Consider the following 14,119-nt stretch of genomic DNA (forward strand, 5'->3'; position numbering starts at 1 on the left):
ATACTAAATGTACAGGTAATACTCCCTAAACCCAGCTTGTCTGGTTACCCCGTTAAATACTATGAAAAAAGAACTTGTATCGTTATACAAGTTCTTTTTGTTTCTTTTATTTAAAGAGGATATCTTTACTATATTGATTTCCGACGAGTAAATCATATTGGAGCATTTTATATTGCTCTAACATTTCTTTTTGTTTCTTTGTTAAATCATTGATTACTTCTCCATTTTTATCAACTTTTAATTCATCTCTAAGCACTGGTATTTCCTTGTAAAATTCCGATAAAAATTGATAAAATAAGGATTTATTTAATCCTGCATAATCAAAAATAAGATTAGAAAAATGAATTGGGCTTACTAAACCTAAATTATCATTTGGCATATCAAAGTTTGCATACATTAATAGCGGTGTTTGCGCCATGGCTAAACGTTCATTCGGTGTTTTTTCATTCGTTATATACCCATTTTCTTTATAAAAAGATTTATTTGTTCCTAATGATGGAAGATGATCTCCAAAGAATACTAATAATGTAGGTCTATCAAAATTATCTAGTTGCTCTATTAAATATTGAAGAGCCTCATCTGAACGTCTTAATCCTTCTGTATACGTCTCTAATTCTCCCTTTGAGTCTTCATTTTCTAGACCGCTAATTTCGATTAGGTTTTCACCAAATCGGCCCTCTGTAAATGGAAAATGATTTTGCATCGTAACTGCATGAATAAATGTAGGTTGTTTTTGTTTCTCTAACTCAGCAATTATCTCTTTACTCATCGCTAAATCACTAATATAATCTCCATCAATATCCACATTTTCCATCGTGTCCTCTGCATTAAACTTATCAAACCCTAACACCTTATATACATCATCACGTTTAAAGAATGTGCGACCAAATGAATGAATTGCACTTGTATAATAACCTTCTTTTTTCAACGCCGTAGGGATTGATGGAATTTCTTTCTTATTTGTAATAACCTGCTGATATGGTATAGAACCTGGCTTTAACAAACTCATTGAATAACTTGTTAATGCCTCAAATTCAACGTTCGCCGTATTTCCCCCAAATGTAGGAGAAATAGTTTGTCCACCAGGAAAGTTTTCTATATAATGATGTAAATTTGGTACAGGATCTTCACTAAAAGAAAGGTTAGTTACTTTCGTCGGATCCCAAAACGATTCACTCATTACAAAAATAATATTCGGTTTCTCTTTTTTCTTTTGGCTCCCTATATTTCCACTATATTGTTTTTTTATATCGTTTGCTATTTGAAGCATATTTTCTTTAGAATAATTTTTTGGTTTTTCCATAACTGTTGTATCTAAATTGCTAATAAACCCAAGTACAAAACCATTTGAAGCATAGTTCTCATTTTGATTCCACAAAACAAAATCTACACCTGATTTTTGAAATACTTTATTCATAAATGTATTCGCAAAATTACCGTACGCATATAGAACAAAAATAGATCCTACTACTAATAAGGCTCTTATTCCTAGATGAATCTTTACATTTTGAATATACCTTCTCATATATATCCCTGCTACAATACAAGCTACGATACTTAAGATAATGACAAAAATATAACTCCAACTAAAATAGTCCATCACCATCGGTATAACAGATTGCATATGCGTAATTTGTGTAAAATCAGAAGGATATAACGGATCACCTCTGAAAATAAGCTTCAAATAATTCACAATACATAAAATGACTAACGTACAGCTCGTTAAAACCATACTTAGAAAAACCTTACCTATTAAATTATATACAAGAATATATATTGCATAAATTACTACAAAACTTAATATAAACTGCATATTATAAAAGTAAATCCAATTCATTGCCTCTATGAAACTCATATTAACTTGCATGACAATATAAAATAACGCTACTGTATGAGCTAGCAAAAATAATATAAAATGCACTCGTAGGGATGCTCTAAGTATAGACATCTCTTTTTTATTGAAATGCGTAATATAAAACGTTATGCCCCATACGAAAATCATCATAACACTTAAAACAAGCTTTTGATTTAAATGATCTTTCATCATGTCTAAATTGAAAACCTTTAAAATCATAAACAGCATAGTTATTACTAATAAAGTCACCATACTACTTATAATGCTAGAAATTAATATATTTCTTTTTGGAAGATGAAAAAGTGTAGAACCATACTTCAATTCATTCCCTCGTTTCTATGTCTTAATTTCCCCCGCATCGAAAGAACTATTTCTATTAAAATAACATATATTACATATTTCGTCTGCATACTTGTTTCTATCATAAATGTATTGTCTTAATATTCCCTTAATCAACAGTTAAATTGTGGCATACAAATTACTCATTCTTGAAAAACTTAATTTCAGCATTCCACTTTATGATATAATAACTATGTTTTGGAAATCCTTAATACTATTAAAGATTTCACATAAAAATACGAAAGAATTAATAAAAAAGGAGTTGCTCATTTTTGCTTACTAAGTTTAAGAGTTTGCCTAAAGCGGTATATGTAATTTTGGCGCTTTCTTTCCTGTTGCACGTTTTTTGTTTAGTAAAACAGCCGGGATTAGATGGAGAGTTAGTCAAAGTAACATATGGTGCAAATGATGCCTTTAACTATTCGTTAACAGCTGAACAACTATTAAAACATGGTGTATTTGGTTATGTGTATTTAGAACCTAGTGAAGTTCCAGGAAAAAATGCATATATTACACCAGGTCAGCCATTACTATTAGCTGGCGCTATGATTATTTCTGATATTACATCAATTCCTTACTATTACGTAGCAACTGTTATTAACATGATCATGAACCTTTGCACAGTGCTATTAGTATTCTTAATAGGAAAAGAATTGTTCGAAAAAAACATTTATGGAATTGTTGCAAGTATTTTATATGCTATTTATCCAAGTAACTATACATACTTCCGTACATTGCTAACAGAAGTTCCATCTATATTCTTATTGGCGTTATGTGTATATGTATTTGTTCTCGCATGGAAATACAATAAAGTGAAATTCCATATATGGTTTGGAATTGTCGTTTCAATTTTACTTATGTTCCGTCCAAATCCAGCTCCAATGATGCTCATTCCTGTTCTTGTTGTGTTATTTACATATGGATTTAAAGACTCCATTCGAATCGGATTGTTATGGTTTATCGGACCTTTCTTTATTATTGGCGCATGGGTTGTTCGTAACTACTTAGCACTCAACCAATTTATTTTATTCTCAACCCAAGGTGCAGATCCACTAATTGCCGGTGCAGATCCATTTAATAAAATTGGATATGAAAATATAGTAAATGAAATGAGAGCTAAAGGCTTAGATGACAAAGGTGCATACGCAAAAGAATTAATCAAGAACGGATTTAAGACGGACTTCACTTATTGGTTCTCTTGGTTCACTGTCGGTAAAACAATTGAATTATTCAAAACAGCTCCTGCTGTAGACCAATACCGTATTCACAACTTTATGCAACTATGTCATAGAGTGTTTATCATCGGTACATTCTTGAGCAGCTTCTGCTTCATGCTAAATTCATTTAAACATAAACGCGTTATGATGCTAGTAGCAAGTTCTATTATTTACATTATCTTCTCAAACTTATTCTTAGCAATTAATCGCTATGGATTTTTCATTAATCCTCTTATGTGCTTAATTCTTGCATACGGATTAATTCACATTGTGCAGAAACTTCCATTCTTCCGCACTAACCAAGCATAATAAGAAAGAGGTCGTCCACCGTTGGACGACCTCTTTCTTATTCCCCACACTTTACACACGGCCAATTTGTCCATTCTGTAATTACACTTTAATTCCGTATGTATGTGTTTCTGTATTTGTCAAAATATCTTTCACAACACTACTCACTGTTTTATGTATAAATGCAAGTTTTTTACAACTATTACTATAACGAAAAGAACCCGCCACAAGACAGGTTCTTTTCGTTATTTTATGATAAAAGAGAAGATGATTAGCATGTGTATTATATACAAGGAAGCAGCCCTATTTTCCATACGATACATACGAGTACTGTAACTACAAAATCAAAAAAATCTAATATCGGGCCTTTTTTCATATTCATATGTAGCCACATATGAAACCATTTTATTTTTGTATATTTATGGATGTTTTTCTTTGCAAATTGGTAAATAAGCATTTGCATGATAAAAAATCCGGCCACAAAAATAAATAATAAGATGAGAAATCCAATCACAAAATTCCTCCTATTTTTGTAGCGTTTTTTCTACTATCCGATTTTTCAAAACCCACTCTTCAAACTGGGCACTTCCAAATTCCCAGCTAAGATCGCGAGCATGTACAGAAAAAACGTAATGACCAGCATATTCGTCCATAAATCTCCCTAACTCTACATCGTCTTTCTGAATACCGTATACTCCAAAATTAAAATACACATCCCATACGTCTTCATTCTTTCTCTTATAAGCAATCGATTCCATATCACATTCTGTCCCGAAATAATCAAGATGTAAATGTACGCTATCATCGTATTCGTTCTCCATTTTATCCCCCCTTATATTTGTACTTCTTTACCTCCAAAAAAATTCCTGCTATCTACACTCACATATGGGCACTTACCTACATATCATGCTTGTAGAGTGACTTCTGGGAGGTGTTATATAGTGAAAAAATTAATCGCGATTTTTTGCATCATATTACTAGCTGTTTTTACTTTTGCTGCTTGTAGTAGTAAAAAAGAAAGTACGAAAGAACAAACCCAAAACATTCGCGTCGGCGAAGTTACCCATTCTCTCTTCTATGCCCCATTATATGTCGGGATTGAAAAAGGATTTTTTAAAGATGAAGGACTAAATATTGACCTACAAACAACAGCTGGTGGCGATAAAACGATGACCGCCCTATTATCTGGCGGAATTGATATTGCTCTCGTCGGTTCTGAAACATCTATTTACGTTCATCAACAAGGAGCGAAAGACCCTGTCATTAACTTTGCACAACTTACACAAACAGATGGGACATTTTTAGTTTCACGTAAAAAACTAGACTCTTTTAATTGGAATGACGTAAAAGGTGTTACATTTTTAGGACAGCGTAAAGGCGGCATGCCGCAAATGGTTGGGGAATACGTTTTAAAGAAAAATGGTATTGATCCTCGCAAAGATACGAACTTAATTCAAAATATCGAATTTGCTAATATTGCAAATGCCTTTGCATCTGGTACAGGAGAGTTTGTCCAGCTCTTTGAACCGACTGCAAGCATATTCGAAAAAGAAGGTAAAGGTTATATCGTCGCTTCATTCGGAAATGAATCTGGTACTGTTCCTTATACAACATTCATGGCAAAAGAAAGTTTCTTAAAGAAAGATAAAGCTGCTGCTGAAAAGTTCACACGTGCGCTCTATAAAGCACAGCAATGGGTTGATACACATAGTCCAGAAGAGATTGCTGATACTGTTTCCCCGCTATTTAAAGACACTTCAAAAGACATTACAGTAAAAGTAATTGAACGGTATAAAAAGCAACATTCTTATGCGACAAATCCACTATTAGATGCAGAAGAATGGAAACAGCTCCAAACTATTATGAAAAACGCTGGTGAATTACAAAAAGAAGTCCCACATGAAGCGCTCGTCAATACAAAAATTGCCGAAAGCGTTATTAAGAAATAGAGGCGAAGTGTATGAGTTTTTTGCAAATACGTAACGTTTCTCACTGTTTTTTTGCAAAAGAGAATGCCAAACTTATTCTTGAAGATATGAGCTTACAAGTGGAAGAAGGCGAATTTATTTCTATACTCGGTCCAAGTGGTTGCGGTAAAACAACGCTCCTCTCAATCATTGCTGGACTACTTGATCCAATTGACGGTATCGTCTTTTTAGATGGTGAACCGATTACAACGAAAACATCATCTATGGGATATATGTTGCAGCAAGATTACTTATTCCCGTGGAAAACGATTGAAGAAAATATTATGCTTGGACTTCATATTCGAAGGATTTATGATGAACAAATGAAAGAACATACTTTAAACCTTTTAAAGCAAGTCGGTCTACATGGGGTAGAAGGACAATATCCTCGTGAACTATCCGGCGGTATGCGTCAACGTGCCGCTCTCGTTCGAACGTTAGCAACTGATCCGAAAATTTTATTACTAGATGAACCATTCTCCGCACTCGATTATCAAACGAAATTAAAACTAGAAGAACTCGTTTTCAACTTACTAAATAAATATAAGAAAACATCACTACTTGTTACTCACGATATTGAAGAGGCGATTGCGATGAGTGATCGTATTTATTTACTTCAAGCGAATCCTGGAAAAATCGCGAAAATCTTTATCGTCCCGGAAAGTATCCGTTCTTTATCACCGTTAGAAGCACGCCATCACTACGATTTCCCAGCCCTCTTTCAAGATATATGGAAGGAGCTGGAACGACTTGGATAATATAAAACAACTACATGAACAATTTCGAAAGAAAGAACGCAGGCGTGCTTGGATTGCTCGCTCATTACAGCTTTTACTACTTATTCTTTTCTTTGCACTATGGGAAATAGCTAGCAAAAAAGAATGGATTGATCCTTTACTCTTTAGCTCTCCTTCGAGTATTTGGGATCTCTTCTTAACGAAATGGATCGACGGTTCACTTTGGGTCCACATATGGACGACATTGCTGGAAACAGGAGTAGGCTTCATTCTCGGAACGGTACTCGGTGCTATTATTGCCACGTTTCTTTGGTGGATGCCACTTCTAGCCCGCGTACTTGATCCTTACCTCGTCGTCCTAAATGCAATGCCAAAAGTTGCACTCGGTCCAATCATCATCGTTATTTTCGGTCCAAACATTTCATCTTCTATCGCAATGGGAGTAATCATTTCCATCATCATTACCATTCTCGTTATTTACAGTGCATTTCAAGAAGTCGATTCTAACTATATAAAAGTAATGGACACATTTGGCGCAAATAAATGGCAATGTTATAAGCAAGTCGTTCTCCCTGCATCCTTTCCAGCAATTATCTCAACGTTAAAAGTAAATGTTGGTTTATCCTGGGTTGGTGTTATTTTCGGAGAACTTCTCGTTTCCAAACAAGGACTTGGCTACTTAATTAGCTACGGATTCCAAGTCTTTAACTTCACACTCGTCTTACTTAGCGTACTACTCACATGTGTTCTTGCAACTCTTATGTATGTATTTGTTGAGGCATTTGAAAAAATTCTAATTGGAAAAAGAAAAAGAAGCTGACTCAAAACAGTGCGCTATAGTCAGCTTCTTTCTTTTACCTTTTATCACACATTTTCGTTTCATTTGTAATGTTTCCATCCGCAACCGTAACTGTATGGAAACAGTCTTTCACACGTACTGTAACGACATTATCTTTTCGATCTATCACATGATAATCATTAAACTTTTCATTCAAAGCACTACGAATTTGCTCCCCTTCAAAAATCGGAAAACCGTGAGACATTACCCAAATGAGACCAGCAACAGCAAGAATCGTTTTCATACGTTTCATTACCTCCTCGAGAGTAAACTTATAGTCCCTACAACACGTGCATTATAATTGTGTCTAAATTGTGACATTTTTATACTAATTCTCTTTTGTGCCTCCAGTTCCTTCTTCTTTTTGATAAAAATACAGAATTTTCAATTTTATCAACATAAGAAAAAACGCAAAGAATTAAAAATTCTTCACGCTTTTCTTTAACGAAACTATATCGAAAGCATAACTCACATTAGTCTCCACTTTGTTGTTCTATCGTTTTCGAAACATCATATAATCCTGACAGCACTTCCGCTCTCATTTTTACAAGCTCAGGGAACTGATAGAAGAAAGCAATTTTCTTATATTTTAACTCTGTTCCTTCTTTCACTTTTTTTGAATCTTGTAAAATGAACGCTGTAAATGTATCTGCGATATCTTCCGTTACATTTGTTGTTCCATATAGCGATACAAAATCATCATGCTTTTCTTTATAAAATTCAATTTGTGCCTCTTCACTTTCTTCTACTTTCTTTTCTGTCCACTCTTGCTCAATTGGTTTCCAAAATTCATTATAAAATTGGTTAATATACGAACTTTTTCTCACACATCCATTTTTCACGAACACCGTTTTACATTTATTTCGATATGATGAAATGTCTTTCTCTTCATCAAACGCCTCTAAATACTTTCTATCCACTGGTACTTGTTTATGTCCAATCGTTAATACGTGAGCCGTTTCATGAATTAATGTTTTCATCACTTCATCTATATTCACCCCAGAATCAAGCACGTCTAAACTAAGCACCCAATCTCTCGGGTCATCTATACTTGGCATGACATGGGCAACAACGCCATCATAACCATCCGTTATTAGACCAAATCCTGTTATATTCTCACGATATTTCACTGGGACGAGAGTGCGATACATGTCCCATAAGGTTTCATGATACTCTCTATCTTGTCGCTGACTTAACAAATCATCTTTTGCTACTTCGTCATCTGCAAAAACTTTATTCAATCTCTTACGATCCAATTTCTCAAAATAAGGATCTACAATTTCATCACCATCGATATAATAAGAAGCTAAAAAGAAATAATTGTCATCCTTTTCTTTTTTCTGTTCCGCCTCTTTCATATTCACACTTTCATACTCTTCTATGTCATAATCTTCTACTTTTTCAAGTTCTGAAAGTCCCTCTATCTTTTTATATACTTTTTGTAATGTTTTATCTCCTATTTGCGTACACTCTTCTTCTGTTTTACAAATTTCTTTTTCTTTCGTAACCTCGATAGCACTATCGCATCCTGCAACTAAACTGCTTGCTATAATACAACACACTAACTTGCCATACAGTTTCTTCATACAATCCCCCATTATTCCATTCTACAAAATATCATAATCATTTTTTTGCGAATATGCGATAATTAATTATAAAAACTCCAAGGAGGCTTCTCATGATTCGTGCAATCTTATTCGACTTAGATGGAACACTATTAGATCGGCGCCAATCTTTAGAACAATTTATTTATGAGCAATATAATCGCTTCTCCTCACATTTGATGAGTATAGAGAAATCAGAGTATTGTTCTCGATTTCTTGAACTCGATAATAATGGCTATACGTGGAAGGATAAAGTATATGCTACTCTCCTTTCCGAATACAACATTACTACTTTAACGCAAGAGCAACTACTACACGACTATATTACAAACTTCCAACATCATTGTATTCCTTTCAAAAACACGCATGAACTACTTCAACAGTTAAAACAGCGAAACATTAAAATTGGTATTATCACAAACGGTTTTACTGAATTTCAGATGAGCAACCTTCGAGCACTACATATACATACGTATACAAACACCATTCTCGTTTCAGAAGCTGAAGGAATTAAAAAACCTCATCCTGAAATTTTCGAACGTGCTTTGCAAAGACTAGATGTGAAGGCAGAAGAATGTCTTTATATTGGAGATCATCCAGAAAACGATGTGCTTGGTTCTGAACAAGTAGGGATTCTTGGTGTTTGGAAAAAAGATTCGTTTTGGGGTGATTTTAAGCATTCACGTATCGTAGATGATTTGTTGGAGGTGCTTTCGTTTTTAGAGGTGGAGGTGGAGATAAAAATACAATAATAGTAATTAAATTATATCAACAATTTTCACAATATATTGATTTACCGACAAAAAATAATAAGAGGAGGCAGTTGTTCAAAAACGCCTCCTCTTATTATTCATATACTGTAAACTGCGGTTTACTCGGATGATCTTTTACTAGCGCATCATCTGGAAACTTTGAAACTTTTTGATATACGGCAATGTCGCCGATACACCCTGCTGTTAGTAGAATTCCTAAAAATGAGAGTGGCTCCAGATTCATAGCTAATCCCAATACAATTGGCAAAATTCCAGTTGGTAAAAACGGAAGCATTAACACTTTCTTCATTTGCTTTACTGTAACCGCCTGTTTAGAATGAGCATATGCAACACCTAATTTCCAATTAACGCCCCATTTTAGTTCACTCCACGGAACACCTCCGATATAGCGAAAGCCAATTAAATGTATCGCTTCATGAATACAAACGAGAACAATCATTGCGATAATAAAAAGAAACATCGTTAATAATGTAACTTCGACTTGAACCCCACCTGAAAGAAATATATGCAAATAACCAATTCCAAACGACAAAGCAATTATTATAAAAAATAAAGAAAAGTTTAATTTAACCATCGAAACAGTAACAGTCGTTTCTTTTCTTTTATCCATCTTCCCCCTCCTAAAATGTAAATATATCTTTACAAAATTGTATAATATCCCCAAAATAATGTAAAGATATGTTTACATTTATTCTTACATACAAAAAAAGAAACCGGCTACTTTACTTCGTAAAACAGCCGATTTCTTCTATATGTTTCATCGTACGCGCTAATACGTCATCGCGCATTATAAAGCTAAATTTTCTATTCGTTTTAATGTTGTCAGGAATGTCTTTTAATAAAACAGACCCTTTCGTTTCTTCGTAATGCGTATGTTCTTCTACCGCACTAATTGTTGCAAAATAAATGTTTTTAATGATTATTTTGTCTTTTCCAGATACTTTGTATTGTCCTAAGTAAGTTAAATCAGAAACTATGCCGCCGGTTTCTTCATGAACCTCTCGAACTGCCGCTTCTTCCGGTGTTTCCCCTAGTTCTACTTTACCACCTGGAAATTCAAGACCGCGACGTAAATGATGCGTTAATAACCATTGATCCCCGTACCGGCATACAACCCAAACATGCTTTGGCTCAGGAGAAAATGGATAACGTTCAAACGATAATTGTACAGTGTTGTGGTAATAATCTTTAAATTTGTACATGCCATTACTCCCCTATTGATGGTTACAAGTTTTTCCTACCACAAATTGTAGCATATTCTCGCTTTTCTGCATAATATTATCCAATTACAATCCATTGATTATTCCCATTTGTGCGACTAATTCTTTCGTCTCATGATTTCCTAAATCGTAAATCATTTTATATGCTTTTTGTAGTTGTTCATCATATCGGTCATTATTTGAATCGTGATGATACTCAACAAATGGAACGTGGGAGCGTACAAATGACCCTAAATCTTCTACATATGCTTGATCAAAGTGCTCTCTTAATTCCGTAATTTCCTCATCATTTGCGGAAATCTCAAAATTATACGTATCCGCCGTCTTCACTTGTGAAATTTGACCGTTTCCTATTGATATATAATATGTTTTTTTCGTCTCCATGTAACACCCTTCTTTCATCCTTTTATTTTCTATTGTTTTCATCAATTACAAAATTATGTAAAATAAAGAAAAGGAGGGATTTTATGTTCAAAATATTAATTATCGGTATTATCATCGTCCTAATCATCCTCGTACTCTCCGTCATGACAATTAATAAAGGCTATGCTTATAAACATTCCGTCGATAAACTAGAAGACAATCCTTATACAAAAAAGAATAAGGAGAATTCCTAATATGCTTCGTATACTTCGCATCATAGTAGCACTCACTGTGATCGTTATGTCGGCAATTGGATTATATACAGGTCAAAATAATTCTTTACCTCTTTCACAATTTCTATTAGGGGCTTTAATGTTTCTCATCGCATTTGAACAAATAAAGAAAAGGGAATCAGCAACTGGACTTATTTGTATTATTGCCGGTGCTTTCATTTGGATTGTTCTCATTATTACCTACATAAAATAGAGGAGGTCTTTTATGCTAAAATGGGGACGGATTACTTTATCACTTATTGCCTTATCTATAGCAATCTATGGATTTTTTACTGGTAATAGAGAAATAATCCCTTATATGTTCATCTTTTTAGGAGGTATGGCCCTCACCATAAGTTTAGAGGAAATATTAAAACAGCAAACAGGAGGTAGTGTGCTCGCTCTACTAGCAGGAGCCGCTGCTTTATTTATTGGTTTCACAGAAATATTCTAGTAAATGGTCTAAAGGGGGCTATACGATGCTAACTCTAACTATATTACGGATTTTTTTAGCATTTTTCATGCTTCTCTTACTCACTCTAAGCACTTATGTCCATTTTACCGATAATTTTTCACTTCTCCCATACGTACAATTTATTCTCAGTTGTTCCTTTATTCTTCTAGGAATTAATGAGTATCCCGTATTTTTTCGTTTCTAGTCTCATATTCTTCTTTTTAATATCAAACTCTTTCGCTACATGTAGAATAAAATTTCGATCAATTTAGCATTTATAATTATTTTCTCTCAGTAACTATTTCTTTCTACTTAAGGGGGATTCCATGTTAAAAAACATTCAAATTATAATCGCCACTATCGCTCTTTCTCTCGCCCTATTTAGCTTCTTTACAAACTTCACTATTCTTTTACCTTACGTGTTTATCCTTTTAAGTATTATGTTTATCCTTTTTGGAATTGATGAAATGAAGAAACGGGAAAAAGCAAAAGCATTTGTTTATTTTCTCGGTTCTGCCTTTGTTTTATATGTTGGAGTATCTAATATATTTTCATAAAAAAGAAGAGTATGTTCGCTCTTAGTACAATAAAAAAACTGCCCTTTCACAGGCAGTTTTCCTTTTTATCCAAACACTTTCTCAAGTTCATCTTTATCTTGGCTTAACCAGAAGTTCATTAAGCGTTGTGCTCCTTCTAAGTCGTGAAGCTTCGCTTGACCACATTGTGTTTCATTTGCAGCTGGAATTTCTGTAATTTGAACCGCATCTTTTAATGTTAGTTCTAATAAATCAATGATTTCTCGTACTGTCGGTGTTCCGCTTACTACAAGATAATATCCTGTTTGGCAGCCCATCGGTGAAATATCGATAATATCAAAATGCGGATAACGATCAATATATTTACGTAAATTAAATGCTAATAAATGCTCTAACGTATGAATAACATCTGGTTTCATTGCTTGTTTATTCGGTTGGCAGAAACGAATATCAAATTTATTTACAATACCGTCACTACCTACATTGTGAACTCCGCAATGTCTTACATAAGGTGCCTTTACAATCGTATGATCTAATTCAAAGCTTTCTACTGATGGCATACAACATCTCTCCCGCTTTTAATTTAATTCCGTTATATCCAATATGATATAACGGAAATGCACATTAGTAAAGTATTATGTACAGTCGTGCTATAATACTTTAAGAATATGCTGAAAAGGAGACCGTTATGAAACAGATTTTTATTGGGATTATACGCTTTTATCAAAAATTCATTTCTCCGATGACACCACCAACATGCCGTTTTTATCCGACTTGTTCTCATTACGGATTAGAGGCGTTTCAAAAACATGGTGCACTCAAAGGTTTTTGGCTTACTTGTAAGCGTATATTAAAATGTCACCCTTTCCACCCGGGAGGATTTGATCCTGTCCCAGATAAAAAGGATGACAAAGTAAATTCTTAATTGTCGTAACCATTCACAACTAAATCTAATTTTCCTGTTTCAGGATCGATAACAAGACCGTGAACAGGTACTTCTTCTGGAAGTAACGGATGGTTGCGAAGTATCGATACGCTATGTTCTACACTTTCTTCTACACTAGAGAACCCTTGTAGGAATCTTTCTAAATCGATTCCAGAATAACGGAGTGTATCTAATTTCTCATTTGTTATACCGCGCTCTTTCATCTTCTCAATTGTACTGCTTGCCTGAATTTTTGCCATACCGCAATCGTGGTGACCAACTACACAAACTTCATCAGCACCAAGTTCATATACAGCAACTAAAATACTACGCATAATACTTCCGAATGGATGTGAAATAACAGCGCCTGCTACTTTAATAATTTTCACATCGCCGTTACGCATATTCATCGCTTTCGGTAATAGTTCAACAAGTCGTGTATCCATACAAGAAATAATTACCATCTTTTTGTTTGGAAATTTCCCCGCTACAAACTCTTCATACTTTTTCTCTTCAACAAATTTCTCATTGTACTGCAAAATCTCTTCTAATGACTTCATAGTAAGGAACCCTCTTTTCTCTCATTTACACTACATAAATAGTGTACCAAAATATGAAAAACTCAAAAAGGATATCGCTTTATAGTAAAAATAAGATATTTTCAGATAATCGACATAATTCTTTCAAAATATACACACAGCTTTGTAACAAGTTTCACATACTTTAAACGT

20 protein-coding genes and 1 pseudogene are annotated in these 14,119 nt (G+C 34.1%); 10 read left to right on the plus strand and 11 right to left on the minus strand.

Annotated features, from left to right (window positions below):
* Window positions 1–106: 106 nt before the first annotated feature.
* Window positions 107–2,176 (minus strand): LTA synthase family protein, encoded by a 2,070-nt coding sequence (locus MHH55_RS18245; protein WP_000873634.1) that lies wholly within the window; start codon window positions 2,174–2,176, stop codon window positions 107–109.
* Window positions 2,177–2,466: 290 nt separating this feature from the next.
* Between MHH55_RS18245 and MHH55_RS18250 the strand changes: the two genes are divergently transcribed.
* The gene (locus MHH55_RS18250) at window positions 2,467–3,720 is read left to right on the plus strand and encodes a glycosyltransferase family 39 protein (RefSeq protein ID WP_000956221.1); all 1,254 of its coding nucleotides are present in this window, start codon (window positions 2,467–2,469) and stop codon (window positions 3,718–3,720) included.
* Window positions 3,721–3,801: 81 nt separating this feature from the next.
* Here the strand turns inward: MHH55_RS18250 and MHH55_RS18255 are convergent.
* The 3 genes and pseudogenes from MHH55_RS18255 to MHH55_RS18265 all read right to left on the minus strand — a co-directional run.
* Window positions 3,802–3,873: pseudogene (locus tag MHH55_RS18255) on the minus strand (DUF2196 domain-containing protein); the annotation flags it as partial.
* Window positions 3,874–3,982: 109 nt separating this feature from the next.
* Window positions 3,983–4,213 (minus strand): hypothetical protein, encoded by a 231-nt coding sequence (locus MHH55_RS18260; protein WP_078186549.1) that lies wholly within the window; start codon window positions 4,211–4,213, stop codon window positions 3,983–3,985.
* A gap of 10 nt (window positions 4,214–4,223) precedes the next feature.
* On the minus strand, window positions 4,224–4,520 hold the full coding sequence (locus tag MHH55_RS18265; protein ID WP_000426897.1) for a DUF3986 family protein: 297 nt from the start codon (window positions 4,518–4,520) through the stop codon (window positions 4,224–4,226).
* A gap of 120 nt (window positions 4,521–4,640) precedes the next feature.
* Between MHH55_RS18265 and MHH55_RS18270 the strand changes: the two genes are divergently transcribed.
* From MHH55_RS18270 to MHH55_RS18280, 3 genes are read left to right on the plus strand one after another with little or no spacing between them, the layout of a single operon-like run.
* Entirely contained in the window at window positions 4,641–5,648 is a 1,008-nt protein-coding gene (locus tag MHH55_RS18270; RefSeq protein WP_078186548.1) for an ABC transporter substrate-binding protein, read from the plus strand.
* Window positions 5,649–5,659: 11 nt separating this feature from the next.
* Window positions 5,660–6,424: an ABC transporter ATP-binding protein gene (locus tag MHH55_RS18275; protein ID WP_000009033.1), complete on the plus strand. Its 765-nt coding sequence runs from the start codon at window positions 5,660–5,662 to the stop codon at window positions 6,422–6,424.
* The gene (locus tag MHH55_RS18280; protein WP_000368771.1) at window positions 6,417–7,223 is read left to right on the plus strand and encodes an ABC transporter permease; all 807 of its coding nucleotides are present in this window, start codon (window positions 6,417–6,419) and stop codon (window positions 7,221–7,223) included. Before MHH55_RS18275 ends, MHH55_RS18280 begins: the two co-directional genes overlap by 8 nt.
* 34 nt (window positions 7,224–7,257) lie before the next feature.
* Here the strand turns inward: MHH55_RS18280 and MHH55_RS18285 are convergent, their stop codons facing one another.
* A complete protein-coding gene (locus MHH55_RS18285; protein WP_000849112.1) occupies window positions 7,258–7,485 on the minus strand; it encodes a hypothetical protein in 228 nt (75 codons plus the stop codon).
* A gap of 229 nt (window positions 7,486–7,714) precedes the next feature.
* Complete coding sequence (locus MHH55_RS18290; protein ID WP_071740510.1) at window positions 7,715–8,827, minus strand: hypothetical protein; 1,113 nt, start codon at window positions 8,825–8,827, stop codon at window positions 7,715–7,717.
* Window positions 8,828–8,919: 92 nt separating this feature from the next.
* On the opposite strand from MHH55_RS18290, the gene MHH55_RS18295 reads away from it, so the two are divergent.
* Window positions 8,920–9,597 (plus strand): HAD family hydrolase, encoded by a 678-nt coding sequence (locus MHH55_RS18295; RefSeq protein ID WP_065212183.1) that lies wholly within the window; start codon window positions 8,920–8,922, stop codon window positions 9,595–9,597.
* Between the two features lie 94 nt (window positions 9,598–9,691).
* Here MHH55_RS18295 and MHH55_RS18300 read toward each other — a convergent pair whose 3' ends face one another.
* The 3 genes from MHH55_RS18300 to MHH55_RS18310 all read right to left on the minus strand — a co-directional run bounded on the left by MHH55_RS18300 (window position 9,692) and on the right by MHH55_RS18310 (window position 11,222).
* A complete protein-coding gene (locus MHH55_RS18300; protein ID WP_000361288.1) occupies window positions 9,692–10,228 on the minus strand; it encodes a DUF3267 domain-containing protein in 537 nt (178 codons plus the stop codon).
* Between the two features lie 112 nt (window positions 10,229–10,340).
* On the minus strand, window positions 10,341–10,820 hold the full coding sequence (mutTA, locus tag MHH55_RS18305; RefSeq protein ID WP_000276385.1) for an antimutator 8-oxo-(dGTP/GTP)ase: 480 nt from the start codon (window positions 10,818–10,820) through the stop codon (window positions 10,341–10,343).
* An 84-nt stretch (window positions 10,821–10,904) separates the two neighbouring features.
* Entirely contained in the window at window positions 10,905–11,222 is a 318-nt protein-coding gene (locus tag MHH55_RS18310) for a hypothetical protein (protein WP_000448409.1), read from the minus strand.
* A gap of 83 nt (window positions 11,223–11,305) precedes the next feature.
* Here MHH55_RS18310 and ytzI point away from each other — a divergent pair, with 83 nt between their 5' ends.
* The 4 genes from ytzI to MHH55_RS18330 all read left to right on the plus strand — a co-directional run bounded on the left by ytzI (window position 11,306) and on the right by MHH55_RS18330 (window position 12,484).
* On the plus strand, window positions 11,306–11,455 hold the full coding sequence (gene ytzI, locus MHH55_RS18315; protein WP_000472794.1) for a YtzI protein: 150 nt from the start codon (window positions 11,306–11,308) through the stop codon (window positions 11,453–11,455).
* A gap of 1 nt (window position 11,456) precedes the next feature.
* Window positions 11,457–11,687: a DUF3953 domain-containing protein gene (locus tag MHH55_RS18320; RefSeq protein ID WP_000944458.1), complete on the plus strand. Its 231-nt coding sequence runs from the start codon at window positions 11,457–11,459 to the stop codon at window positions 11,685–11,687.
* Between the two features lie 12 nt (window positions 11,688–11,699).
* Window positions 11,700–11,927 carry a DUF3953 domain-containing protein gene (locus tag MHH55_RS18325; RefSeq protein WP_000922253.1) on the plus strand — a complete coding sequence of 76 codons (228 nt, stop codon included), beginning with the start codon at window positions 11,700–11,702 and terminating at the stop codon, window positions 11,925–11,927.
* 326 nt (window positions 11,928–12,253) lie between these two features.
* Entirely contained in the window at window positions 12,254–12,484 is a 231-nt protein-coding gene (locus MHH55_RS18330; protein WP_078186546.1) for a YczI family protein, read from the plus strand.
* A 65-nt stretch (window positions 12,485–12,549) separates the two neighbouring features.
* Here MHH55_RS18330 and luxS read toward each other — a convergent pair whose 3' ends face one another.
* Complete coding sequence (gene luxS / locus MHH55_RS18335; RefSeq protein ID WP_001141371.1) at window positions 12,550–13,023, minus strand: S-ribosylhomocysteine lyase LuxS; 474 nt, start codon at window positions 13,021–13,023, stop codon at window positions 12,550–12,552.
* A 128-nt stretch (window positions 13,024–13,151) separates the two neighbouring features.
* Here luxS and yidD point away from each other — a divergent pair, with 128 nt between their 5' ends.
* Window positions 13,152–13,388 carry a membrane protein insertion efficiency factor YidD gene (gene yidD / locus MHH55_RS18340; RefSeq protein WP_000809334.1) on the plus strand — a complete coding sequence of 79 codons (237 nt, stop codon included), beginning with the start codon at window positions 13,152–13,154 and terminating at the stop codon, window positions 13,386–13,388.
* Here the strand turns inward: yidD and MHH55_RS18345 are convergent.
* Window positions 13,385–13,948 carry a beta-class carbonic anhydrase gene (locus MHH55_RS18345; protein WP_048656633.1) on the minus strand — a complete coding sequence of 188 codons (564 nt, stop codon included), beginning with the start codon at window positions 13,946–13,948 and terminating at the stop codon, window positions 13,385–13,387. The two genes, yidD and MHH55_RS18345, sit on opposite strands and share 4 nt — an antisense overlap.
* Between the last annotated feature and the right edge of the window lie 171 nt (window positions 13,949–14,119).

Origin of the sequence: Bacillus sp. FSL K6-2944, from assembly GCF_038005385.1 — a bacterium.
Taxonomy (GTDB): domain Bacteria; phylum Bacillota; class Bacilli; order Bacillales; family Bacillaceae_G; genus Bacillus_A; species Bacillus_A cereus.